Below are 23181 nucleotides of genomic sequence, written 5' to 3' on the forward strand. Positions count from 1 at the left end.
TACAATGTAATGATGATAGAGACCATATGCTGCCCTGACAGCTTATCCTATAAAGGACGAAGGAGAGTAACTTGATGAAGACGATACTAATCGTGGATGATGAGCCCCATATTCGAGAAGTACTGGCTTCCTATCTGGAGCAGGAGAATTTTCGGACGCTCGAAGCCGGAGACGGGGCGCAAGCTTTCCAACTTTTTCGTGATCATAACGTGCATCTCATGCTGCTGGACCTCATGCTGCCCGATATGACGGGCGAGCAGATTTGTCGTGATATTCGTGCATTCAGTTCGGTGCCGATCTTAATGTTGACGGCAAAATCGGCGTACCATCATCGAATTACCGGCCTGGGCATGGGCGCTGATGATTATATTGTTAAGCCGTTCGATCCCCGTGAGGTGGTGGCCAGGGTCAATGCCGTGCTGAGAAGGTCTGATGATATGCAATTGCTCTCGGATGTTATGGTATATCACAACGGAGCATTTACGGTGAATTCTTTAAAGCGAGAGGTGACTTGTCATGGACAACCTGTTAATCTGACCCCGAGTGAATACAAACTCTTGTTATTATTGGCCAAATATCCTCAGCGGAATTTCTCGCGCGAAGAGCTGGTTGAACGGGTGCTCGGGTTTGATTACATGGGGGATGTTCGCATTATAGATCAGCATATTAAAAATCTGAGGCACAAAATAGAAGAGGACCCGAAGGAACCGAAGTATATCGTGACGGTGTATGGGTTTGGATATCGCTTCGGGGGTGAGCCCGAATGAGAACACGACTCGATATTCGTCTGGCTGTTGTACTGATCAGCATGACGGCAGGCATATTAATCGTGTTTACGATGATCAATATTATGACGAACCATTATCACATTGAGATGTACTATCAACAGTCTGCAGAACAGCATGTGGCAGAGCAGTTGAATCATCATTTGGAGCAAGCTTTGCTGCAGTCGATTATTCTGACATGTCTTGTCTCGATCGCTTTGGCAACCATGATCGGCATCTATGTAGCCAGACGGATATCGAAACCGCTTGTGCATATGAAAGAGACCGCTGAATCGATTACGCAGGGAGATCGCGATGTTCGTGTCACCATCAGCGGGAAAGATGAAATCGCAGCACTAGGTGCTTCGCTGAATGAGCTTACCTTGCAGTTGCAGAAGCAGGAACAACTAAGACGGAATATGACACAGGACATCGCACACGAGTTGCGTACTCCTCTAACGACGCTGAAGAGTTATACGCGTGCGATGGAGGATGGCATTTGGGAGCCTGCACCCGAACGATTTCGTACCTGTTTGCATGAAATTGATCGCCTGATTGACCTCGTTACGGAGCTGGAGGATCTGCACGATATGGAATCCCCCGAGTTTCGATTGGATCGAAATGAAGTCGACCTTCATAGTATCATCGAACAGGCCATTGCATTGATGAATCCGGCGTATAGTGAGAAGAAGGTCGATCTCCAGTTTGAGGGAGCCACACCCGTATTAATCCATGTGGACGCGGATCGCTTGCTGCAGGTGCTGATGAATCTGTTGAATAATGCGCTGCATTATACGTCTGAACATGGCCGGGTGCATGTTCAAATAAAGGAAGAAGCAGATTACATCATGATTCGGATTCAGGATAACGGTCAGGGTATTCACTCAGAGGATCTTCCCTACATATTTGAGCGGTTATACAGAGGCGACAAATCACGAAGCCGGAACAGTGGCGGAAGCGGGATGGGGCTGGCGATCGTAAGGCAGATCGTTCAGGCTCACGGCGGTCAAGTCTGGGCGGAGACGCAGAATCAGGGTCAGCCTGGGCATGGGAGCTCCTTCTTTATTCGCTTGCCTAAGGAATGAAGAGGGATGGAACAAACGGATCAGAAGATCCGGTTATTCCATCCCAATATTTTAGCTAAAGCTTCTACATAGAAGTAATCGCCGTAGATGAGGGAGACGTTAATGTTCTGACCGGCAGGCAGATGGCCGGTTGCTTCCTTCAGAATCCCTTCATAGTCAGGATCGTCCCATTCCGCGTATGTATTTGTTAGCGATTCTATCATTCGGATGGCATGGTTATAATACGTATCATGCTCTTCCTTCGGCACCAGCGTGGCGATCTCCAACAAGCCAGAAGCGGCACAAGCAGCTGCGGAGGTATCTCGCGGGGGTTGATCCTGCGCGGTTCTGGCACGGAAATCCCATAAAGGTACATGATCTTCTTCTAGTGATGCGATGAAGAAATGAGCGACCTTCTTCGCCGCATCCAGGTACTTGCGTTCTCTTGTGTAACGATACGTATTGGCCAATCCATGCAGCGCCCAGGCAGCTCCGCGGCTCCAAGCAGATTCAGGAGCGTGGCCTTGTCCGGCGATTGCCTCGATAAAAGCACCTGTCAATGGATCAAAGCTGCAAATATGCCGGACGGAGCCGTCTGTCCGGATGAAATGAGTTATGACCGTATCGGCTTGTTCTCTGGCGATATGGGCAAATCGCGGATCTCCGATCTCCTCCGAAGCCCAGAAGAGAAGGGAAAGATTCATGGTTGAATCGATAATGGACCAACCCTCGTTTCGATGATTCCAGGCATCCGGTTTGACGGGATTCCATGCACGAATGAAACGCCCAACCGGATTGTATCTTCCGGCCAGCAAGGTTGCTGCTGCCAGACCTCTTCGTCTCGCATCGATATCATCGCATAAGCGGTGCTTGATCACCGCAGTTGGCAGGAATTGAAAGCCGACGTCATGGTGAAAGCGATTCTCCCGTAGGAAAGCCTCTTCAAGCTTAATATCCCATTCCCATGCCAGCTCTTTATATCGCGGTTCCTTTGTCATATCGTACATAATCCACAGCAGTCCCGGCCAAAAGCCAGACGTCCACCAGTCAATCGGAGTGGAATCGTAAGTGCCGTTTACGGTCGTATGAGGGACCTTATCACCGATTTGCTTCATCATTCGGGTAACTTTAGTCTCCAAGCGCTCCCAGAACGCAACATATGTATCGTTATTATGGGTCTTGCTGGCTCCCTGATCTATACCGTTCATCTGCTACCTCCTCATATTAGATCATTACCTTCGCCTAATAAATGGCTGCTGAACCTTGGCTCCATTGTTTCATAAGCAACAGATAATTTCCATACATATCCCCCAACTTCTAAGGATAATACAAGCCCACCATAAAGAAACACAAATTAACCGCCACCTAAAAAAAACACAAACTAGCCAATCATGTTCCATTGCTGCAAGTCCTCCCCAGCCAATAGGATAAGGTTATTCGATTACCAATTCACGGGGAGGCGAAAGACAAGTGCCACAAATTACAATCAAAATGTATGAAGGTCGCTCTGATCAGCAAAAACAAGAGATTGTGAAGGTTTTTACACGCGAGTTATCGCGAATCATCGACCGCGAACCAGCGTATATCAGCATCGAGTTCGACGAAATACCGATAGATGACAACGCTCCGGCCAATCTGAAGAACAAGAGGTGAGACATATGGCCGATCAAGCCAAAGCCATAACGGAGCCCCAGTCGAGGGCAGATAAGCGAAGACATATTCTCGGTTATATGTGGAAGTTCAAAGCGCTGTATTTCATCTCTTTACCAGGACTGCTGTTCTTCGCATTGTTCAAGTACGTTCCGCTCATGGGTTCGGTTATCGCCTTCCAGAATTATAATCTGTTTGCTGGTGTAACCAAGAGTCCATGGGCGGGGCTCGAGCATTTCCAGCGCATGTTCCAGCATTATGATTTCTTGAAAATATTGCGCAACACACTGCTGCTCGGTATTTACGATATTATCTTTGCTTTTACAGCACCGATTGTACTTGCTTTGCTGCTGAATGAAGTTCGGCAGGTGTTGTACAAGAAGATCGTTCAGACGATATTCTATGCACCGCATTTCTTGTCTTGGGTTATTGTAAGCGGTATCTTTGTCGGAATCCTGTCACCATCTTCAGGGATTGTGAATGTGATGCTAGGTTGGTTCGGCATAGATCCGATATATTTTCTCGGAGAAGATTCCTATATTCGCTCGGTTCTGGTGGGCTCCGGATTATGGAGAGATGTAGGATGGGGGACGATTATTTATCTGGCTGCATTGGCTGGCATCAATCCTGACCTGTATGAAGCCTCCAATATTGACGGAGCTGGAAGATGGCGTCAGACGCTCAGCATCACGTTACCAGCTTTGATGCCCGTCATCACTATCCTGTTCCTGCTCAAAATCGGTGATTTCCTGGATTACGGTTTCGAACGCGTATTTGTGTTTCAGAACCCGCTTAACATTCAGAATAGTGAAATACTGGACACGTATATATACAAGGCAGGCTTACAGCAATTACAGTACAGCTACGCCACGGCGATCGGTGTCTTCAAATCGGTGGTGGGCTTATTCTTAATTACGATCGCGAACACCATCAGTAAGAAAGCGACCGGCGAGTCGCTGTACTAGAAGGGGGGACCACGAACATGAGATATGATAGTGTGAGCAGAAAAGTATTTCTGGCCTTTAATTATGTATTGCTGACTTTCCTTGCCCTTACGATGCTGCTCCCTTTCCTGAATGTCATCGCCCAATCCTTCAGCAGCGCCGGCGCCATCGACCGGGGAGAAGTGATGTTCTGGCCGGTGGAGTTTACTTTTGCTTACTACGAGCATGTGTTTAACGATGTCTCCATCTGGAGAGCATTTGGTATTAGTGTCTACATTACGTTATTCGGGACATTCATTAACCTGGCGGCTACCGCCTCGCTGGCGTATCCCTTATCACGACCGGAGTATGTCGGCAGAAAGACGATCATGATCATCATCCTGCTGACGATGATATTCTCAGCGCCTTTAATCCCGCAGTTCATTCTGATGCGTGAGCTGAACCTGGTCAACACACTGTGGTCGTTAATGTTGCCAACGGCAATCAGTGCCTTTAATCTGTTCGTGCTTCGGACATTCTTCGCGCAGATTCCGAGTGAATTGATCGACTCTTCGCGTATCGACGGCTGTACGGAGCTCAGGACGCTGTGGAGTATCGTTCTTCCATTATCGAAACCTGCCTTGGCTACCGTTGGCATATTCTATTCCGTTACGAACTGGAACAAATATATGGATGCCCTGTACTACATCAATGATCGATCCAAGTATCCGCTCCAAGTCAAATTAAGAGAACTGCTCGTAAACGAAGGACTGACGGACACAGGGAATATGGCGTTCGAAGCCAGTTCGCAGTCCGTGCAAGGCATTCAGATGGCGGTTATTCTTGTCGCCACCATTCCGATCATTATGATCTACCCGTTCTTGCAGCGTTTTTTCATTCACGGATGATGATCGGTTCGATCAAGGAATAGGTCCTAAAAAAACGACAAACCGAGCCAAAGACATTCCTTGCCCCTGCGTATGAAGGCTCACTATACTGATAATAAGTTTGAAAGCGCTGTTATACCGGCGACTATTATGGCTTGAAAAGAGGGGTAAATATGAGAAAAAGCTGGACTCGCATGACCACGGCGTTGCTGGCGCTGGCTATGGTTGTCGGCTGCTCAGGCAATGGTGGGGGAACTTCTGCAGGTACGAATGCTGGGGGCGGCAACGCTCAGGAAGGCAATGAGCCGGAAGCAACGAAATTCTCAATCTCCATGCGTACGCTGAATGTCTCGTACGTAGAGAAGCACTCTGATATTAACAAGGATAAATACGTAACGGAACTGGAGAAGAAGACCAATACGGATCTGGATATCCGTCTTATTCCGCACAATGAATACCAGGACAAAATGGTTCAAATGTTCGCCACCAATGATATTCCCGATGTGGTTCAAGGTTCTGGTGGCATAAGCGGACAGGAGCTGGCAGGCGCTGTCGAGAATGGCGTATTCTTGCCGCTCAATGATCTGCTGGAGGAGCATGGTCAAGATCTGCTCAAGTTCATTCCGGAGTCAGCTTGGAAGCGAATGACGGATGCCAAGACGGGGAACATCTATGGCATCCCCGAAATCCTATCGAATCCTTCAAGACGTGCTACGTGGATTCGGACAGATCTATTGGAGAAGGTAGGCAAAGAGATTCCGACCACGGTAGAAGAGACGATGGATGTGCTGCGTGCATTCAAGGAAGCGGGTGTCGAGCAGCCTTACGCCGGGCGCCAGAACTTCAAATATGCAGATACGTTCTTCGGTGCTTACGATGTACTCGGTTATCTGAACTCGTTTAAGCTGTTCCCGGATGGCAAGGTAAAGCCGAGTTTCTTCGATGAGGAGAATATGAAAGCCGCGATTCAAATTTACAAGACGATGCACGAAGAAGGCTTGATTAGCAAGGAGTTCGCGACGATCGAAAGTGCGGACTTCAAGTCGATCGTGACCAGCGGCAAAGCCGGTATGTGGTCGATGAACGCCAACGAGCTGCCGATCTGGGGCGCACAACTGAAAGAAAGCGTGCCCGATGCTACTATCGCACTGATTCCTTCCCCAGTTGGTCCTGATGGAGCAGGAGGTTACGCGCATTACAGCCAAGTCACACGCTCATTCTTCATCAATGCCAAAGCGAAGGACAAAGCCGCGGATATCGTGAAATTCTTCAACTGGATGGTTAGCGAGGAAGCAGAACTGTTCTTCAGCTTCGGCATTGAAGGCGAAGATTATCAAGTCGTCGACGGCAAGCCGGTATTTGAAGTTCCGACGGATGCGGCTGGTAATGACAAGATGAGATACCTGAACTATTGGCTGTGGCTTGTACAAGATACAACATACAATAAGCTTGTCTCAGAATTGTCAGATACCGGTAAAGAACTGATTGATGCCTTTGATAATATGCTCTCCAAGGAAGGAAGGCGCGGGATTGAGTTTGATCCACGACTGGAATCACTCGTGAAATATCCGGAGCTGAATCCGAAGTCCGATGAGCTGCCTCCGTTGATCCTCGAACATGTACTGCGCATGGTTTACGGCAGAGAGCCGATTGAGAACTACAGCAAGGTACTGGACGAATACTTGTCCAAGGGCGGCAATGACATAATCGAGGAAGCAACCCAACGATATAACGATAAAGAAAACGCTTTCGAATAAGTGGAGCTTGATTTAGTATAGTGTTGAAGTAATACTCCTCTGCTTGTTACGGCAGAGGAGTATCTTGCTCACACATCGCATACTCTCGCTAATGTCGAAAGGGGAATGGGTTATGTACCGCATTCTGGTCGTTGATGACGAACCTATGATAAGACTAGGACTTGCCAAGTTGATTACACAGACAGATCCTTCGATGATTGAAGCGAAGACGGCCGGTAACGGTCTGGAAGCGTTGGAAGCGATTCAGTCGTTGCGTCCTGATTTTGTCTTCACGGATATCAAGATGCCGAAGATGGACGGTCTTGAGTTTAGCAAGCATTTGTATGAACAGTATGGTGATATCACGGTCGTTGTTATATCGGGGTATGGTGATTTTGAATACGCCCAGAAATGCATGTCATACGGAGTGAAGGAATACTTACTGAAGCCTGTAACCAAGTCAGTGGTTCATCACATGATGAACAAACTCATGATCGACCGGAAAGCGATGCAAGAGAAACAACGAACGTATTTTCCATTATCCAAGCTGGAGTCATGGCTAGAGCAGTTGGAACTGGCGATCTGGCATTTACAGGTGAATGATATTCAGGACAAGTTGCAGGAGATCGAGGACTACTGCCAGATTCACCGCCTGGAATCGGTACAACTGCAAGTTCTGCTTGATGAGTTGTATACGAAATTGATTAAACAGCTCAATGGCAGAGATGTATATACGTTTGATCGAATAGCCAATCTGCCAGAACCGTATCCAAGTGGACAGCCTGACTACTTCCAAGGCTTCAGGTTGCTCGTGGAGCAGACGGTCAAGCTCATACGGGAAAAGCGCAAAGGTAATACGAAGGAGCCGGTAGAAGAAGCCAAGGCGTATATCGAGCGTAATCTGTCAAAGGATTTATCATTGGATGAAGTCGCCGATATGCTGGGCTGAATCCTTCCTACTTCAGTCAGTTATTTAAGCAGATGACAGACGAGACGTTCGTTCAGTATCGAATTAAGAAACGGATGGAGAAAGCGAAGAAGCTGCTGGCGATCCCTCACTATAAAATAACGGATATTTCGTTTGAAGTGGGGTACGCAGATCATCCTCATTTTACCAAGACATTTAAAAAGGTCACAGGCCGTACGCCTTCGGAATACCGGGAGCTGCTGGGGATCGAATAATGAAAAAAAGCCTATCTCGCCAAATCTTCTTCTACTTCTTCATTGTGGTCTTATTCTCACTCACCACCGTCGGCGTGTTCATCTACGTTAAATCGTCTGAAGCGATTGATGAACAGGTGGAGAAATACTTAACGACGGTTATTACGAATGCAGCGCGGCAGACGGATAATCAATTGAAGATGTTCGAGCGGATCAGCAACACGATCCTATTGCAGGATTCCGTCAAGAGATTCTTAGATATGGATCCAGAAGATAGCTATGAGAATTACCGATTTACGAATCAGATCCGCAAGGAAGTGTTTCAGAAGATCTTCATTCAATATCCGACGCAGACCCATATGATGTACATCCTTGGGTATCATGGACGCTCGATATTCGATCAGAATCAAAACTTCTCGGCGATGTCGATCGATCCTACGCAGCGGCTGCAGGAGTTAATTAGCAAGACGCCGGAGAATGGAGAGATCGTCATTCTCAAGACGAGCCTGCTGGAACAGGACCGGGATCGCGTCATTACCGTGGCACGCAAGATCAGAGGCATGAGTTCATACGATGTCAAAGGCGTGCTTGCCGTTGAGTTCAATGAAGAACAGTTATCTAATCTATGGAATGGCGTGGATCTGGGAGAGCAAGGTTTCTTCTTCATTCTGGATCGCGAAGGTGAGATCGTATACGCCCCTGATTACGTGGGGATTGATGTTATGAGCGGAGATGGCTTGTCGGATCGCATCGTTGCCAAAGGAGATAGTCGCTTCATTGAATCCGTACAAGGTCAAAATACGATGATCATTTCCAGGCAATCGGATTATTCCGGCTGGAGTCTCGTTATTATGATGCCACTTGATGAACTGCGTGCTCCTATCTCCGGTATACGATCAACCACGATAACGGTTGGTTCCATCACGTTGATTATTTCGCTTGTACTCGCCTACCGCTTCGGTAAATCGATCGTCAATCCGATCCGTAATTTGAAGAATGGCATGCGTCAAACCGAGAAAGGCAACTGGACGCATCTGATCGATGCCAAACCGCGCGAAGATGAGATAGGTGGGTTGATTCATAGCTACAACCTGATGGTAAGCCGTTTATCGGATATGATCGAACAAGTATATGATACCGAACTGCATAATCAGAAGACCCAGCTTGAGCTTCAGAACATCCAACTGGAGCGGCAGCGAGCGGAGTTTCAGGCCTTGCAGCTGCAGATTAATCCTCATTTTTTATATAACACACTCGAGACGATCAATTGCTATGCGATCGTGCAAGACTCGGATGAAATTTCGGATATGGTCGAGTCGATGGCGTTCATGCTGCGTTATTCCATTCAGACGAACCTGGAGGAGATCACGATCGCCAACGAACTGAACCATGTTCGCCATTACATGCTCATTCTGAAGCATCGAATTGGTCGGGATTTCGAGATCGAGGTGGCTACGCCGCCCGAGCTCCTGCTTGAGAAGATGGTGCGGCTGACCTTGCAGCCCATCGTGGAGAATATATTCCAGCACGCTTTTCCAGAGGGAATTGAATCACGCCATTATATTCGAATTGATACGCGTATTGAGGATGATCATCTGCAGGTGGTTGTAGAGGACAACGGTGTTGGAATTGAAGAACCAAAGCTGGAGAAATTAATTGCGCGACTAGAAAAAAACCGGTTAGTGGACGATGTTGAAGGATCGGAGATCAGCCGTAGAGGCGGAATCGGTATCGTTAATGTTCACAGGAGAATTCAAATGGTGTTCGGGGAGAAGTATGGTATATCCATCCACAGCCAGGTGAATCAAGGAACCCAGATCGTGATGACGATGCCGCGGCGTAAGACGTCACATGCACAGGAAGACAGGCTGAAGCAACTGCAAACATAAAACTGGAGGTACAATCATGCATATTCAATTATCAGGAAATATTGCTCTTGTAACAGGATCAAGTGGAGGCATCGGCCGTGCAGCGGCAACGATGCTGGCCAGAAGCGGAGCGAAGGTTGCGCTGAACTATTTGAACAGTCAAGCAGCAGCGGAAGAGGCGGTAGCGCAAATTCGTGAATTCGGCGGCGAAGCACAAGCTTTCCAAGCGGATGTGACTCAAGTTGAACAGGCAGAAGGGCTTGTGCAAGAAGTGGAACAGTACTTTGGCGGGCATATTACGATCCTCGTCAACAATGCGGGTCATTTGGTACAGCGAGTACCGAACGTAGACATGACAGAGGAGCATTATACGAAGGTCATGGACGTCAATATGAAGAGCACGGTTTTTGTGAGCAAGGCTGTGCTGGCGGGGATGAAGGCAGAAGGGCGTGGACGCATCGTGAACATGACCTCGATCGCCGCACATAATGGCGGCGGACCTGGTGCGAGCATCTATGCAGCCAGTAAAGCGGCTGTCCTGAACTACACCAAAGGGCTGGCTAAAGAGCTGGCGGGTAGCGGGATTAATGTGAATGCAGTCTCCCCCGGCTTTATCGGGCAGACAGCGTTTCATGCAACATTCACACCGGATGACGCCAGGAGAGCAACCATACAAGGCATACCGCTTGGTCGTGAAGGTACACCGGAGGATGTGGCGGGTACGATCCTGTTCTTAGTCTCGGATCTATCTTCCTATATAACGGGTGAGACGATCGAGATCAATGGCGGCATGTATATGCGATGAAGAATTCTGAGCTCCTGCGCGACGCGATGGGAATAAGAAGTAAAGCGAATGCGTATGCTTGGTGCGGCACTACAGTTGATCAATTGAAGGTTGAGCTGGATCAAGCGATGGTTGCAGGGCTCGCTGTTCCGGTTGAACCCGGCGGGTGGTGGCATCAGTACGTTTGTCCGCAGCATCATACGGAATTGCTGTTCGATCCATTAATCGAAGATGTGAGCGTTTACTCTTGCCCTCACGGATGCTCATGGAAAGGCGAGCCGTATCGCGGGGCATGGCTTGTCTTCAAGCATCAAGCCATGGCCCGGTATATATTGCAGTCGGCGGCTGTGTATGCAGCGACAGGAGAGAAGTCATATGCCGATTACGCCAAAGAATGGATCATGGGTTATGCGCTGCAGTTCCCGCACTATCCGGTTCATCCCGATTCGCAGCCGTGGATGCTGAAGGGAAGAGCGTTTCATCAGGCATTGACGGAGGCGATATGGGCTACGACCTTGCTTCGAGGCTACTTATTATTACGTGATGAAGGTGTGGCGTTCACGGCCGATGAGTCGCAGGCGATCGACGAGTTCCTGCGCATGCTGGAGGGCAGCATGACGGAGTACCATCAGATTCTTACACAAGAACGCGGCAATCCGGAGAATAATTACACCGCGTGGTTGCTCGCCGCTCTGTTCTGCATTTATGCAGCGCGTGGCGATACAGCGAAGCTAACGGCACTGCTGGAAGCAGACGGCGGTCTTCGTCATCATCTTTCGATAGCGATTCGCGCGGATCAGTTGGAGTTTGAAGGCAGTGTCTATTATCATATCTTTGTTCTGCGCGCCTATTTGATCGCAGCAGAGATGGGAGCAAGATTAGGGCAAGAACTTTATACACTGCAAGGAGATGACGGCCAATCGATAGAAGGAATGCTATCGATTCTTGTGTCACTTGCAGATTGCAATGGAATGCTGCCTGCACTCCATGACGGTCCCTATCGCAGAGGGCCGTATGCACGTGAAATCGCAGAGATTCTGGAAATCGGCTTCTCCCGCTATAAAGACCCTAAGTATCTGCCCCTCCTGGCGAATGTATATCGCGAACTGAATCACGATGAGGGCAGATGCGGCATGCTTGAGGCGTTGCTGTATGGTCAAGGTGAGTGGGACGGACGATTGAAAGGTCTGGAGAAGATGGCAGATTCGTCAGAGCAGCACTCGCTGCTGCTGCCGCATAGCGGATTTGCTGTATTGAGGACGGGTGAAGAAGGTTCTGATTCTATACGTGCCATGGTCGACTATGGACCGCATGGGGGCGCGCACGGACACTTCGATAAACTGAATCTGATGCTTCATGCAGGACAACGACCGCTATCGCCGGATCGTGGCACCGTTCCTTACGGGTCTGTGCTGAAGAAGGAGTGGTATCCTCACACAGCATGTCACAACACCGTATCCATCGCCGGAAGATCCCAGCTTCCAGCGGAGGGAGAATGTAAAAACTACGAAGCAACGTCCCATAGAACTTATACTTGGCTTCGTTCGGAACAAGCATATAATCAAGGCACACTGGATCGACATTTAATGCTAACGGAAGAATGGCTGCTGGATTGGTTTGAGGTTCAAGTAGAGGATCCAGCAGTTATCGACTGGTGGTTTCACTATATCGGGCGCGGAGAACTGTATACGGAGTATATGGAAGAGCAACCTCTTCAAGACATTGGGACGATGGACGGGTACGAGTATGTGACCGTTAAGAACTGGTATAAAGCACGGCATTCCGGGACTCAAATTAATCTTCAGATTCATCAAGGATCAGATTCCGTTGCCGTTGCTTCCTTCCTATCATGCGAAGGGATGGACTATGTTAAGGTGAAGTCCCCTGGTCTTGCAGATGATCCGAGCAGAGAGATGGAAGGTATTCTGCTGCGTCAAACAGCAACTTATGCTCGGTTTATCGCTATCTATCGCAGCGGCGATGAGCCGGTTGAATTGAACTGGATCGTCGATGGTAATCGTGAAGAGCTGATAATATCATGCGCGGGTACTCGGCGCGCGATGACGATGACAAACAATGGACTGAAGGAGAGGATACTCTAGTGAATAAATTGTTTGAGCCGCAGAGCGGATTGCTATCGATTCCTTATCAACCGAATGACACGAGCAAGCTGCTGGAGAATCCACCGCGATTTACATGGATGCCTGGACAGCTTGAGAACGATCGCTACGTACTGCAAATTTCTACTTCACCTTCATTTGAACCGGATGATACTACGACTATTGGACCGATTCCTTATAACTTATATACGCCAGATAAGCCACTTCAACCAGATACATACTATTGGCGTTATGCACTGGTCGTAGAGCAGGACGAAACCTGGGAGACTTCTGATCTCAGCCGTGAATTGAAGTCGACATGGAGTCAATCCCGGATGTTTCAGATCACAGCCGGGCTGCCGGAGACGCCGCTGCCAGGTCGTGAACGGAGATATGAAGGGACAGCTACCAGTCATCCTCGTTTGTGGCTGAATGAAGCAGGCGTGGCGGCTTTTCGCAAGAGGCTGCAGGCAGACGAAGATTATTGCGGTTGGAAGAGTTTCTATGAGAAGTCGGTCATTCCTTGGCTGGATAAACCGTTGATCCCAGAACCGGAACGTTATCCGGGTAACAAGCGCGTGGCTAAGCTGTGGCGGCAGATGTATATGGATTGTCAAGAGACGTTGTATATAATCCGACATTTGAGTGTGGCGGGCGTCATTCTGCAAGATGAGAAGATGCTGGCAAGAGCCAAGCAATGGCTGCTGCACGTAGCGGGCTGGGATACCGAGGGGACGACATCAAGGGATTATAACGATGAAGCGGCCTTCCGGATTGTCGGCGCGCTCGCATGGGGTTACGACTGGTTGCACGACATTCTCTCTCCTGAAGAGATTACGTTGATCAGAAGCACCTTGCTTCGTCGAACAGAACAGGTAGCTTACCATGTGATTGAACGCTCGAAGATTCATCATGTTCCCTATGACAGCCATGCCGTGCGTTCCTTGTCTTCGGTGCTTGTTCCTGCTTGCATCGCGATGCTGCATGAAGAACCTAAGGCGCGCGAATGGCTGGATTACACGCTCGAGTATTATGCTTGCCTCTATTCGCCATGGGGAGGCGAAGACGGCGGTTGGGCAGAAGGACCGTTGTATTGGACGACAGGCATGGCCTTTGTCATTGATGCTTTGAATCTGATTCGCAATTATGTGTCGATCGATTATTATAAGCGTCCGTTCTTCGCCAAGACCGGGGACTTCCCACTGTATTGCAGCAGTCCGGACACAATAAGGGCCAGCTTCGGCGACCAGTCATACTTAGGCGAGCCCGTCAGTCTGAAGACGGCTTACAACATTCGTCATTTCGCAGGACTGACTGGAAACGGGTTATATCAATGGTACTTCGAGCAAGTCGCTCAAGTCGATACGGATGCGGATTCGAAATTTTATAATTACGGCTGGTGGGATTTCCGCTTCGATGATATGCTCTATCGTCATGATTATCCGCAAGTTGAGGCGGTTGCGCCTTCCGATGCGTATCCTTATTCCGTGACAGATCGTTCCGGCTTGCCTGAGGGGACCATACAATCGGTAAAATGGTTTCGTGATATCGATTGGGTCGCCATGCATCATCGGATGGATGACCCGAATGAGCATATCATGCTGCTGGCCAAGAGCAGCAGATACGGTTCCATGAGTCACAGCCATGGCGATCAGAATGGATTTCTGCTTCATGCCTACGGCGAGCCGCTGGCAATTGAGAGCGGGTACTATATCGCTTTCGGAAGCACGATGCATCTGAACTGGAGAAGGCAGACCAGGTCTACCAACAACATACTGATTGGCGGTCACGGTCAGTATGCGGGCAAAGACAAAGTGCTGTGCAAAGAAGCTAGCGGTGCCGTGGAGCAGGTGGATAGTGCACCCGGGTACGGGTACACTCGAATGAATGCGACCGAGGCCTACCGGGAGCATGTTCCATACATTGATCGATATGTGAGGGAGATCTATTTCTTCGATGAGTCTTATTTTGTTGTCGTAGATACGGTTGATCTCAAGCAGGCTGCAAGCGTTGAATGGCTGTTTCACACCTTGAACCGGATGAAGCTGTCAGGTCAGACCTTTCGTGTGGCTGGAAGCCGGGCGGAGATGGAAGGCCGATTCGTATACAGTTCAACGGGCGACATGTCGCTGAGCCAACACAATCAATTCACCGATGTCGATCCGGAGGAAATCGAGGGGCTGGATCCGCAGTGGCATCTTCACGCAGAGACAAAGGCAGCGAAGAGTCATCGCATCGCGACACTGCTCGTTCCGATGAAGAAAGATGAGAGCAAGTATGTTTCGTATTTCCTGGATGACCAGGACCACGGTGTTCATATTTATTTTACGAACGAAGAAGGGAAGACGAGAAAGGTAGAGGTGCCGAAGGCTTACTAATTCAATATGGAAATTCCGTCCTTGATTAAAGAGCCCCAATGCAGCGTTACGGCTGTGTTTGGGGCTCTTTATATTTTCATGATCGGGCTTGGGAGGGCGTCATGCCTTTATACTGCTTATACAGCTTCGTAAAATAGTTAGGGTTACTGCAGCCGACTTTGCCGGCGATCTCCGTGATGGTTAATTCCATTTCGCCAAGAAGCTTTTCGGCCGCATTCATTCTGGTCAAGTTCACGAAATCAACGAAAGTACGTCCGGTTAAACGCTTGAACATTTTGCAAAAATGAAAAGGGTTCAGACCAATTTGCGCGGCAGCCTCCTCAACGGTAAGCTTCTCGCCAATCTGGGTTTCGATCCGATGGATCAGTTGTTTATATCGATCCCGATTCACGAAATAAGGCTCCGTTGATTTCTCCGCGTGCGATGTAGGCAAGCATATGCGGGAGAGTTGGACGAAGAAGGTGTACAGCTTGGTTTTGGCGATGAGCTGATAGGCTGGGCGGCGTGCGTCCAATTCAGCGATGATTTCTTCCAGCAGCGGATAATGGTCAACACATGCGGGTTCGCTCTCGGCTGGCTTTGCCGGGAACCGCAGCCGCCCTTCGAGGAAGGGCGCTACATACCGGGCATGAATCGGGTCATGAAGGAACTCGTTGAATAGCGATGCATTCACCACTAAACAATCAAACCGTACGTCGCCATCCTCAAGGGCATATCCCACATGCAGGCTGCCGCCTGGGATAATGAGCACTTCACCGGTCTTTACGTGATAAGGGGTTGTATCAATATGGAAGACGGCATGTCCTTGGCGCATGCATATGATCTCAAAATGCTCATGCCAGTGAAGATACAAGATACAGTTTTTCATATTCGCATTGGAACAGACGTTATGGAATACCTGCAAGGGATAGGATTTATAGTCGAGTCTCGTATTCTCATGAAGCTCTTTGGGATTGGACACGTGGATTCACCTCAGACCGCAAGATATGAGTGGTAATGCACAAGGTTATATAGAGATATTGTTATGATTCGCGATTATAATGAAGTCACCTCATCTACATTAAGCCAATATTGGAATGATTTCAACCGTGAGAGTTCAATATTTGAAAGCGGTTAATATAACGAAATAAATCAGGGGAGTGTTGTTGTGATGACTACAGCCTTTAAAGTTGTTATTGCCGGATGCGGCGGCATGGCGAATACATGGGCGGATTATGCAAAGAGTCGAGCTGACGTCGAAATCGTGGGGCTTGTGGATATTCAGGAGGAGTTTGCGAAGGCGTTTGCGGACCGGCATGGACTTGCTTGTCCCACGTTTACGAACATCACGGAAGCCCTCGCTTCATGCGAAGCCAATGTGGTATTTGATGTTACGATTCCTGCCAGCCATTACGAGATCAGTACGGCCGCGCTTCAGCACGGATGTCACGTCTTCAGCGAAAAACCATTAGCGGAATCGATGACAGAGTGTCAGGATATCGTAAGGCTTGCCGAGACAACGGGGCTTACGCATGCCGTGATGCAGAACCGTCGTTTCGATCCGAGGATACGGGCCTATAAGGATTTGATTGACAGTGGAACGATCGGGAAGCCGGGTTTTATCGGAGCGGATTTTTTTCTTGGCGCCCATTTTGGCGGGTTCCGGGATCTAATGGACAGCCCACTATTGCTCGACATGGCGATTCATACCTTCGATCAAGCGCGAATGATCAGCGGAGCCGATCCGGTGTCCGTCAACTGTCAGGAGTTTAACCCACCAGGCTCCTGGTATGCCGGGAATGCGATGGCCATATGCATTTATGAAATGTCGGACGGCTCCGTGTTTAATTATCGAGGGTCCTGGTGTGCCGAGGGCGCTCAGACTTCCTGGGAGTCGGCCTGGCGAGTAACCGGAGAGAAGGGTACAGCCATTTGGGACGGCCATGATGAGATATATGCAGAGATTGTAGCGAGCGGCGATCAATCGGGTAATTTCATTCGCAAGTATGAGCGGATCGAAGGGACGCAGCCGCATATGGAGAAGACCGGACATCACGGCTGCCTGGAAAATATGTTTCATGCACTGGAAGCGGGCACCAAACCGGAGACCGACTGTAGCGACAACGTGTATAGCATGGCTATGGTGTTGGCCGCATTGGAGAGCGCCAAGTTGGGGCGGAAAGTGATGATTTCCGAGTTGATGAACGACGTAGGGTTAGAGAAAGAGCGTATCAAGTAACATGCTCTGTAAATGAAGTTATAAGCCATTGCGCAAGCGCGGTGGCTTTTTTTCGTTTCGGTCGATGCCATTCATTAGGCCACAGCTTACAATTTTGATCCCGTGTCAACAGATGATGTAGAAGCCGACCCAATACGTTTGCGAAATTCCGCTGGCGCGACTCCTTTCCATCTACGAAAGGCTTTGCTGAAATGAAATTCGTCGCTGTAGCCGCAAGCCTGGGCGATCACGCGTAACGTATGGTCCGTATAGATCAGATATCGTTCGGCATGCTGCATACGAATGGCGGTTAGATACTCTTTTGGCGGGAGGTGGGTGTACTTGAGGAATAGCTTTCGCAGATAAGAAACCGAAAGGGCATGCTTTCGGGCCAACTGCTCGATATGAAGAGGCTCCGCGAAATGATGCTCCATCTCCTGTTTAATGCAAACATAACGTTCAAAAGCCTGATCGGTTTGCAAGGGAGCCTGTTTCTGCTGATGCAGCCTTGCGATTAACCGGAGAAGATGGGCGCTGCTCTCCAGCTCGCTGTCGGTGTTAGAGGGCACCCACATCTGCGTAACGTCCCTGAAAGCGGAATCCAGTTCAAGAGCAAAGTCCCCCTGGAGTTTCTTGACGAAGGGCAAATCCAGACGAGGAACAACCACCGGCATCTGCCATAGCCCCATGGAAAATTGCACGGCACAGCATTCAAACAACACCATGCTGATGATCAGTGGGGATTCAGCAGAACTTGTCATGCGCATATGCAATCCAGGCTCCATGTAGAACAGCATACCCGGTTCAACTTGATACGTTTGATCCGTGCGAAAAACACCGCTGCCTTCATGAATCCAATAAAAACTGTGCAGCGTGGTGTTGTTTCGTATGTCCGACCAGTTGGAGGAGGTCAACTTGCGAAAACACCAATTAATTCGCACGACCAAATCCTGCGTCTGATACATAGTGGCTCACCTTCCAAGGTCGATTTTTTATGAGCGAGTGATTAGGGAGTGTCCTTTCTTAAGCATAACCTAACAGCTTGTCGAATTCCATGTAGAAGGAGCGATTTTGACATGTTGATGCTCTTCTTGGCTATGGTGTTTGGGAAGTGCTTCTCTTATGTTTATTATAAAGGACACATAAGATAGGAGGCCCACTATGATTCGATTATTCAGCACACACCAGATACGCAAGGGGACGGAGCTTGAGGGACTTTGGGATTTCACGACTGCAACTCAAATGGGCGAGAACGTGGAAGCATATCGATATCGTTTACCGGTTCCGGGCTGTTGGGAGATGCATCCGGATTTTGGCAGCTATCGAGGGATCGGTGCCTATCGACAGGCGATAACGCTTGAGACACGAAGCAATCTCCGTTTGGAGTTCAAAGGTGTCAGCCATACGGCCCACGTTTATTTTGATGGTGCTTTGATAGCGCGTCATTATAATGCATATACCGCTTTCGAGTGCGTGATCCCTCAGGTAGAAGCCGGCAGCCATGAACTGGTGGTCTACGTCGATAATTCATTTCATGCGGATTCCGCTCTCCATGTCCCCAATGATTATTACACCTATGGCGGGATTATCCGACCGGTTGTTGTAGAGGAGATCGGCGATTTATACATCCAGAACGTCATGTTCACTCCCGTCAAGCAGGATAACGATTGGCATGGTTCATGGAAAGTAGTGATCCGAAATGTGGGTCTGACCAAGAGGGTCGTATCGCTCCGTGGGTTGCTTGCCGGAGAGGATGCGAAGATGGGCAGCTCCTTGGTGCAGCCGGGAGAAACCGTGGAGATTTCTGCACTGGTGGCATATCCGGGCGTGAATGAATGGTCTTTGCAAGATCCCAATCTCTACACACTGACAGCGGTCCTTACGACAGAGGATGGTTGCGATTGCGATGATTGGATAGATCGCGTAGGCTTCCGGACGATCACGACGGATCACGGAAAAATTCAGCTGAACGGCAAGGATGTCTTTCTTCAAGGAGTCAATCGGCATGAGGATCATCCCATGGCCGGATCGGCTCTTCCCCTTCATTTAATGGTCAGAGACTTGGAACTGATCACGGATCTGGGGTGTAACGCCGTTCGGACGAGCCATTATCCCTACGATGAGCGTTTTCTCGATTTATGTGATGAACACGGTATTGCTGTGTGGGAAGAGAATCACGCGAGAGGCTTGAGTCTGGAGCAGATGCTGAATCCGAATTTCGGCTGGCAGAGCGAGCAGGTGACACGTGAAATGGTGCAGCAGCATTTTAACCATCCGTCCATCCTCATATGGCTGTTCTGAACGAATGTGCCAGCAATACCGAAGAAGGTAGGGCGCACTATGAGAAACAACTGGCGATCATCGGAGAACTTGACCCGAGCAGGCCCCGTTCCTTTGCTTCCCATCACAGGGATCAAGAGAAGTGTTTTGATTTAGCAGAGATTGTGTCTTTCAATCTTTACCCCGGTTGGTATACCGATGAGAATCCGGGCGAACTGGCGGATCAGGCAAGGCTTTGCAGATTCGTTAGGCGGGAAGGGGAAACCGATGATCTTGAGCGAATTCGGGGGCGACGGCTTTTACGGATTCCGCAGTCCGAATCGGGAGAAGGGTTCCGAGGAGCGTCAAGCCGATATTATCGACAGCAATTTAAGGGCTTACATGGAACGCGATTATATCTCCGGCATGTTCATATGGCAATTTAGCGATTGCCGCGTGACGGAAGGACTTGGCTGGCTGCTGGCTCGCTCATGTACACGTAACAGCAAAGGCATCGTGGATGAATTTCGGCGACCCAAGCTAGCATATGAGACCGTTCAGCGATATTTTCGGAAACGATGATTCGCCGTAAGAGTTTGTTGGACCAGTTTACAAGAATAATATTCCACGCGGGGGATAAGAATAGTTCAAGATAAAACTACTTCTGAACCCTGTGGAGGATATGTTGCATGAGCAGATTAGCTGGAAAAGCAGCCGTTATTACGGGCGGAGCGGGTGGAATCGGTAAGATTACAGCCGAGAGATTCCTGAAAGAGGGAGCCAAAGTTGTCATTGTAGACCTTATGCAAGACGCGCTCGATCAGGCTAAGTCCGAGTTGGAGGCGCACGGCGATATCACCGCGATTCAAGCAGACGTTACGAATGAATCTGAAGTCGAGAGTTACGTGAAGCAAGCGAGTGATCATCTGGGCAAGATCGATATATTTTTCAACAATGCCGGTATCGAAGGCAAAGTAGCTCCACTCGTGGACCAGAACGTCAAAGATTTCGACCAGGTCTTAAGCGTGAACGTTCGCGGTGTATTTCTGGGCATGAAGTATGTACTGCCCCATTTGATTAAGCAAGGCAGCGGCAGCGTCATTAACACCTCTTCCGTTGCTGGACTGGATGGGAGTCCAGGCGTATCGCCGTATATCGCATCCAAGCACGCTGTAGTTGGTTTAACCAAGACAGCTGCGATCGAAGTAGCCGGGTCCAACGTTCGTGTCAATTCCATTCATCCATCGCCGGTCAATACGAGAATGATGCGTTCACTTGAGAGTGGCATGAAAGTGGATGAGCACACGCTTGCCAAGACCATTCCGCTCGGACGATACGGAGAGACGGTAGACATCGCTAATCTGGTTCTCTTCCTTGCATCCGATGAAAGCACATTTATTACAGGGGCTCAATATCGAATCGATGGTGGTATGGGCGCACTGTAAGGATTCAACATTTTGATTGATCATACAGGGCATCCGAGGGCATTAACTGGGCGCCCTGTTTGCGTTGTTGACTTGATGGCAGGTGTGGTTTCGTTTACAATTAGGAAGCAATATGATCACAGTACAACATCACGTATGTATTCTGTATAAGGAGGTATGAACATGAGTATCAACAAGGAAGCCGTTTCCAGGAAATCGTCCATGACCTGCGCATCGAATTACAAAACGTTCGGATTGGCGGTTCAAGCGTTAGTGGCGCTTGAGAAGCATGATGGGAAATGCTCCAGCGCTGATATCGCGAGCTACCTCCATTCGGAGTCAACGCTGATACGCCGGATTCTGAAGACATTAGCGCTGGCAGGGATGATCGAATCCCGCGAGGGAAGAGACGGTGGGTATCGTCTTAAGAGGGATGTTCGAGACATTACGCTGGCAGATATTTATTCTGTACTTGAGGTTCATAAATCCATAAGCCACAGTATGATGGATGGAACGGCAGAACACTGTTTCGGGGAGCAAATTCGAGATTCATTTGCGAGCATACTGAGTGAGATTGAAGATAGCACGCTGCAAATCCTGGAGTCACGCACAATTGCCGACATCGTCAAGGAATCGATATAAATTGGCAGTTGACAGACAAAAAATGTCACTATATACTATGCGATATACATCACAGTTAACTATAAAATAAACGGTGCGGAAATAAGCACAGTAAACGACAAAGTACGATGATTGTTCAAAACTTAATTAGTTTTCTCAACCGCGTTAGTTTAGACAATCGCAGTAACGATCGCGTTTAACTGTGCAAAATTAAGCACAATATAATGTGGAGGGATAAACCATGTCCATTTTAACAAAGCCAGATTTGCAAACCGTCATTCGAGAACGCCATTCGGTACGCCACTACGATCCATCTGTGAAAATACCTAGACAAGAGATGGAAGAGATTTTGAGCGAAGCCATTCTAGCCCCATCCTCAAGTAATTTGCAGCCATGGCGGTTTGTAGTCATTGATGATGCAGAATTACTGAAGAAGCTGCATCCTATCGCTAACAACCAGGAACACGTGCTTCAAGCATCTGCTGTGATCGCGGTGCTTGGCGATATGAAATGGTACGAAAAAGGGCGCCAGATTTATACGATGTCCGAAGAAGCAGGATATATGACAGAAGAGATCAAACAGTATTTTATTAACTCTGCTGAGAATATCTATGCGAATATGGATCAATCCGTAAAAGAAAGCATTATTGACGTGGATGCCGGTCTCATCTCGATGCAATTGATGTTAAGCGCACGTGCCAGAGGGTACGATACCGTCCCAATGGGTGGTTACAATAAAGTGAAATTCGTTGAAGAGTTTAAGATACCGGAACACTATCGTAGCGTGATGTTGATTGCTATCGGTAAAGCTGCTTCGCCAGGTCGGCCAACAGTCAGGCTGCCCCTGGAAGATGTAGCATTTTGGAACGAAATATAAGCGTTCAATGTCAAGAGAGGGTATCCTGAACTATACCATGGCCTATTGGCTGGTAGTTTGGGACACCCTCTTGTTTTGAGTCTTCGCTCCAGCTCGGAGCAGGAATCAACGTAATGTTCGGTTTCCAATCCGCTCTCCAACCCGAACCATTCCGAAAAACCTGTCTGTGATTCGTAAAAGGATGCGTATTTGCAGGCTTTTTCACCGGAACCTATCCTTTCAGCGGTAAAAGATGCGTATATGCAGGTTTTAATTCACCCGTTCGTCCAATTTGCGCTGACTTGAGCTAAAAGCCTGCATATTTGCAGGCTTTTAGTAAATATCGCATCTTAAGCCCACTAATTCCTGCATATTTGCAGGAATTTCTTTTAATCGTGAACTATCGGGGATCACCCCCGACGATTCACACGCGAAAAGTCTGATTAACCACGAGAAAAAGGGGCTGTCTGGTAAGATCAAGGATCTTTTGGGACAACCCCTTTTTTGCGA

At 48.8% G+C, this 23181-nt stretch carries 20 protein-coding genes and 1 pseudogene; 18 read left to right on the forward strand and 3 right to left on the reverse strand.

The annotated features are described in order from the left end of the window. The first annotated feature begins 74 nt into the window (after positions 1 to 74). Both JCM10914_RS19775 and JCM10914_RS19780 read left to right on the forward strand, forming a co-directional pair. A complete protein-coding gene (locus tag JCM10914_RS19775; RefSeq protein WP_023963978.1) occupies positions 75 to 767 on the forward strand; it encodes a response regulator transcription factor in 693 nt (230 codons plus the stop codon). Continuing rightward, positions 764 to 1849, forward strand: coding sequence for a cell wall metabolism sensor histidine kinase WalK (locus tag JCM10914_RS19780; protein WP_023963979.1), 1086 nt, complete (start codon positions 764 to 766; stop codon positions 1847 to 1849). Before JCM10914_RS19775 ends, JCM10914_RS19780 begins: the two co-directional genes overlap by 4 nt. A gap of 20 nt (positions 1850 to 1869) precedes the next feature. Here the strand turns inward: JCM10914_RS19780 and JCM10914_RS19785 are convergent, their stop codons facing one another. Further along, positions 1870 to 3036, reverse strand: a complete 1167-nt coding sequence (locus JCM10914_RS19785) for a glycoside hydrolase family 88 protein (protein WP_023963980.1) — start codon at positions 3034 to 3036, stop codon at positions 1870 to 1872. Positions 3037 to 3298: 262 nt separating this feature from the next. Between JCM10914_RS19785 and JCM10914_RS19790 the strand changes: the two genes are divergently transcribed. From JCM10914_RS19790 to JCM10914_RS19830, 10 genes and pseudogenes are all read left to right on the forward strand, one after another. Then, positions 3299 to 3481, forward strand: coding sequence for a tautomerase family protein (locus JCM10914_RS19790; RefSeq protein WP_023963981.1), 183 nt, complete (start codon positions 3299 to 3301; stop codon positions 3479 to 3481). A gap of 5 nt (positions 3482 to 3486) precedes the next feature. Then, positions 3487 to 4443 (forward strand): sugar ABC transporter permease, encoded by a 957-nt coding sequence (locus tag JCM10914_RS19795; protein WP_023963982.1) that lies wholly within the window; start codon positions 3487 to 3489, stop codon positions 4441 to 4443. Between the two features lie 17 nt (positions 4444 to 4460). Then, a pseudogene (locus tag JCM10914_RS19800) lies at positions 4461 to 5332 on the forward strand (carbohydrate ABC transporter permease). A 129-nt stretch (positions 5333 to 5461) separates the two neighbouring features. Continuing rightward, complete coding sequence (locus JCM10914_RS19805) at positions 5462 to 7045, forward strand: extracellular solute-binding protein (protein ID WP_023963984.1); 1584 nt, start codon at positions 5462 to 5464, stop codon at positions 7043 to 7045. Positions 7046 to 7157: 112 nt separating this feature from the next. Next, entirely contained in the window at positions 7158 to 7973 is an 816-nt protein-coding gene (locus tag JCM10914_RS19810) for a response regulator (protein WP_023963985.1), read from the forward strand. 32 nt (positions 7974 to 8005) lie between these two features. Then, complete coding sequence (locus JCM10914_RS30720; protein ID WP_023963986.1) at positions 8006 to 8206, forward strand: helix-turn-helix transcriptional regulator; 201 nt, start codon at positions 8006 to 8008, stop codon at positions 8204 to 8206. Continuing rightward, a complete protein-coding gene (locus JCM10914_RS19815; RefSeq protein WP_023963987.1) occupies positions 8206 to 10074 on the forward strand; it encodes a sensor histidine kinase in 1869 nt (622 codons plus the stop codon). Before JCM10914_RS30720 ends, JCM10914_RS19815 begins: the two co-directional genes overlap by 1 nt. A gap of 16 nt (positions 10075 to 10090) precedes the next feature. Continuing rightward, positions 10091 to 10858, forward strand: coding sequence for an SDR family NAD(P)-dependent oxidoreductase (locus JCM10914_RS19820; protein WP_023963988.1), 768 nt, complete (start codon positions 10091 to 10093; stop codon positions 10856 to 10858). Beyond that, positions 10855 to 12939 carry a heparinase II/III family protein gene (locus JCM10914_RS19825; protein WP_023963989.1) on the forward strand — a complete coding sequence of 695 codons (2085 nt, stop codon included), beginning with the start codon at positions 10855 to 10857 and terminating at the stop codon, positions 12937 to 12939. Before JCM10914_RS19820 ends, JCM10914_RS19825 begins: the two co-directional genes overlap by 4 nt. Further along, positions 12939 to 15314, forward strand: a complete 2376-nt coding sequence (locus tag JCM10914_RS19830; protein WP_023963990.1) for a DUF4962 domain-containing protein — start codon at positions 12939 to 12941, stop codon at positions 15312 to 15314. Before JCM10914_RS19825 ends, JCM10914_RS19830 begins: the two co-directional genes overlap by 1 nt. Positions 15315 to 15390: 76 nt before the next feature. Here JCM10914_RS19830 and JCM10914_RS19835 read toward each other — a convergent pair whose 3' ends face one another. Beyond that, a complete protein-coding gene (locus JCM10914_RS19835; protein WP_023963991.1) occupies positions 15391 to 16275 on the reverse strand; it encodes an AraC family transcriptional regulator in 885 nt (294 codons plus the stop codon). A 189-nt stretch (positions 16276 to 16464) separates the two neighbouring features. On the opposite strand from JCM10914_RS19835, the gene JCM10914_RS19840 reads away from it, so the two are divergent. Beyond that, positions 16465 to 17532 carry a Gfo/Idh/MocA family protein gene (locus tag JCM10914_RS19840; protein WP_023963992.1) on the forward strand — a complete coding sequence of 356 codons (1068 nt, stop codon included), beginning with the start codon at positions 16465 to 16467 and terminating at the stop codon, positions 17530 to 17532. 86 nt (positions 17533 to 17618) lie between these two features. Here the strand turns inward: JCM10914_RS19840 and JCM10914_RS19845 are convergent, their stop codons facing one another. Then, positions 17619 to 18476 (reverse strand): AraC family transcriptional regulator, encoded by an 858-nt coding sequence (locus tag JCM10914_RS19845; protein WP_023963993.1) that lies wholly within the window; start codon positions 18474 to 18476, stop codon positions 17619 to 17621. A 196-nt stretch (positions 18477 to 18672) separates the two neighbouring features. On the opposite strand from JCM10914_RS19845, the gene JCM10914_RS19850 reads away from it, so the two are divergent. The 5 genes from JCM10914_RS19850 to JCM10914_RS19865 all read left to right on the forward strand — a co-directional run bounded on the left by JCM10914_RS19850 (position 18673) and on the right by JCM10914_RS19865 (position 22692). Further along, positions 18673 to 19812, forward strand: coding sequence for a glycoside hydrolase family 2 protein (locus tag JCM10914_RS19850; protein WP_023963994.1), 1140 nt, complete (start codon positions 18673 to 18675; stop codon positions 19810 to 19812). A gap of 177 nt (positions 19813 to 19989) precedes the next feature. Next, positions 19990 to 20352: a hypothetical protein gene (locus JCM10914_RS31965; RefSeq protein ID WP_023963995.1), complete on the forward strand. Its 363-nt coding sequence runs from the start codon at positions 19990 to 19992 to the stop codon at positions 20350 to 20352. Between the two features lie 107 nt (positions 20353 to 20459). Further along, complete coding sequence (locus tag JCM10914_RS19855) at positions 20460 to 21215, forward strand: SDR family NAD(P)-dependent oxidoreductase (RefSeq protein WP_023963996.1); 756 nt, start codon at positions 20460 to 20462, stop codon at positions 21213 to 21215. 162 nt (positions 21216 to 21377) lie between these two features. Beyond that, a complete protein-coding gene (locus JCM10914_RS19860; RefSeq protein ID WP_023963997.1) occupies positions 21378 to 21836 on the forward strand; it encodes an Rrf2 family transcriptional regulator in 459 nt (152 codons plus the stop codon). Positions 21837 to 22056: 220 nt separating this feature from the next. Further along, positions 22057 to 22692, forward strand: coding sequence for a nitroreductase family protein (locus JCM10914_RS19865; RefSeq protein ID WP_023963998.1), 636 nt, complete (start codon positions 22057 to 22059; stop codon positions 22690 to 22692). Positions 22693 to 23181: the final 489 nt, after the last annotated feature.

Origin of the sequence: Paenibacillus sp. JCM 10914 (assembly GCF_001315105.1) — a bacterium.
Lineage (GTDB): Bacteria > Bacillota > Bacilli > Paenibacillales > Paenibacillaceae > Paenibacillus_AQ.

What these genes read in the sequence shown, in the direction of transcription:
- JCM10914_RS19775 (WP_023963978.1), top strand. Translation starts at nt 75, where the DNA reads ATGAAGACGATACTAATCGTGGATGATGAGCCCCATATTCGAGAAGTA.
- JCM10914_RS19780 (WP_023963979.1), top strand. Translation starts at nt 764, where the DNA reads ATGAGAACACGACTCGATATTCGTCTGGCTGTTGTACTGATCAGCATG.
- JCM10914_RS19785 (WP_023963980.1), bottom strand. Translation starts at nt 3,036, where the DNA reads ATGAACGGTATAGATCAGGGAGCCAGCAAGACCCATAATAACGATACA.
- JCM10914_RS19795 (WP_023963982.1), top strand. Translation starts at nt 3,487, where the DNA reads ATGGCCGATCAAGCCAAAGCCATAACGGAGCCCCAGTCGAGGGCAGAT.
- JCM10914_RS19805 (WP_023963984.1), top strand. Translation starts at nt 5,462, where the DNA reads ATGAGAAAAAGCTGGACTCGCATGACCACGGCGTTGCTGGCGCTGGCT.
- JCM10914_RS19810 (WP_023963985.1), top strand. Translation starts at nt 7,158, where the DNA reads ATGTACCGCATTCTGGTCGTTGATGACGAACCTATGATAAGACTAGGA.
- JCM10914_RS30720 (WP_023963986.1), top strand. Translation starts at nt 8,006, where the DNA reads ATGACAGACGAGACGTTCGTTCAGTATCGAATTAAGAAACGGATGGAG.
- JCM10914_RS19815 (WP_023963987.1), top strand. Translation starts at nt 8,206, where the DNA reads ATGAAAAAAAGCCTATCTCGCCAAATCTTCTTCTACTTCTTCATTGTG.
- JCM10914_RS19820 (WP_023963988.1), top strand. Translation starts at nt 10,091, where the DNA reads ATGCATATTCAATTATCAGGAAATATTGCTCTTGTAACAGGATCAAGT.
- JCM10914_RS19825 (WP_023963989.1), top strand. Translation starts at nt 10,855, where the DNA reads ATGAAGAATTCTGAGCTCCTGCGCGACGCGATGGGAATAAGAAGTAAA.
- JCM10914_RS19840 (WP_023963992.1), top strand. Translation starts at nt 16,465, where the DNA reads ATGACTACAGCCTTTAAAGTTGTTATTGCCGGATGCGGCGGCATGGCG.
- JCM10914_RS19845 (WP_023963993.1), bottom strand. Translation starts at nt 18,476, where the DNA reads ATGTATCAGACGCAGGATTTGGTCGTGCGAATTAATTGGTGTTTTCGC.
- JCM10914_RS19850 (WP_023963994.1), top strand. Translation starts at nt 18,673, where the DNA reads ATGATTCGATTATTCAGCACACACCAGATACGCAAGGGGACGGAGCTT.
- JCM10914_RS31965 (WP_023963995.1), top strand. Translation starts at nt 19,990, where the DNA reads ATGAGAATCCGGGCGAACTGGCGGATCAGGCAAGGCTTTGCAGATTCG.
- JCM10914_RS19855 (WP_023963996.1), top strand. Translation starts at nt 20,460, where the DNA reads ATGAGCAGATTAGCTGGAAAAGCAGCCGTTATTACGGGCGGAGCGGGT.
- JCM10914_RS19860 (WP_023963997.1), top strand. Translation starts at nt 21,378, where the DNA reads ATGAGTATCAACAAGGAAGCCGTTTCCAGGAAATCGTCCATGACCTGC.
- JCM10914_RS19865 (WP_023963998.1), top strand. Translation starts at nt 22,057, where the DNA reads ATGTCCATTTTAACAAAGCCAGATTTGCAAACCGTCATTCGAGAACGC.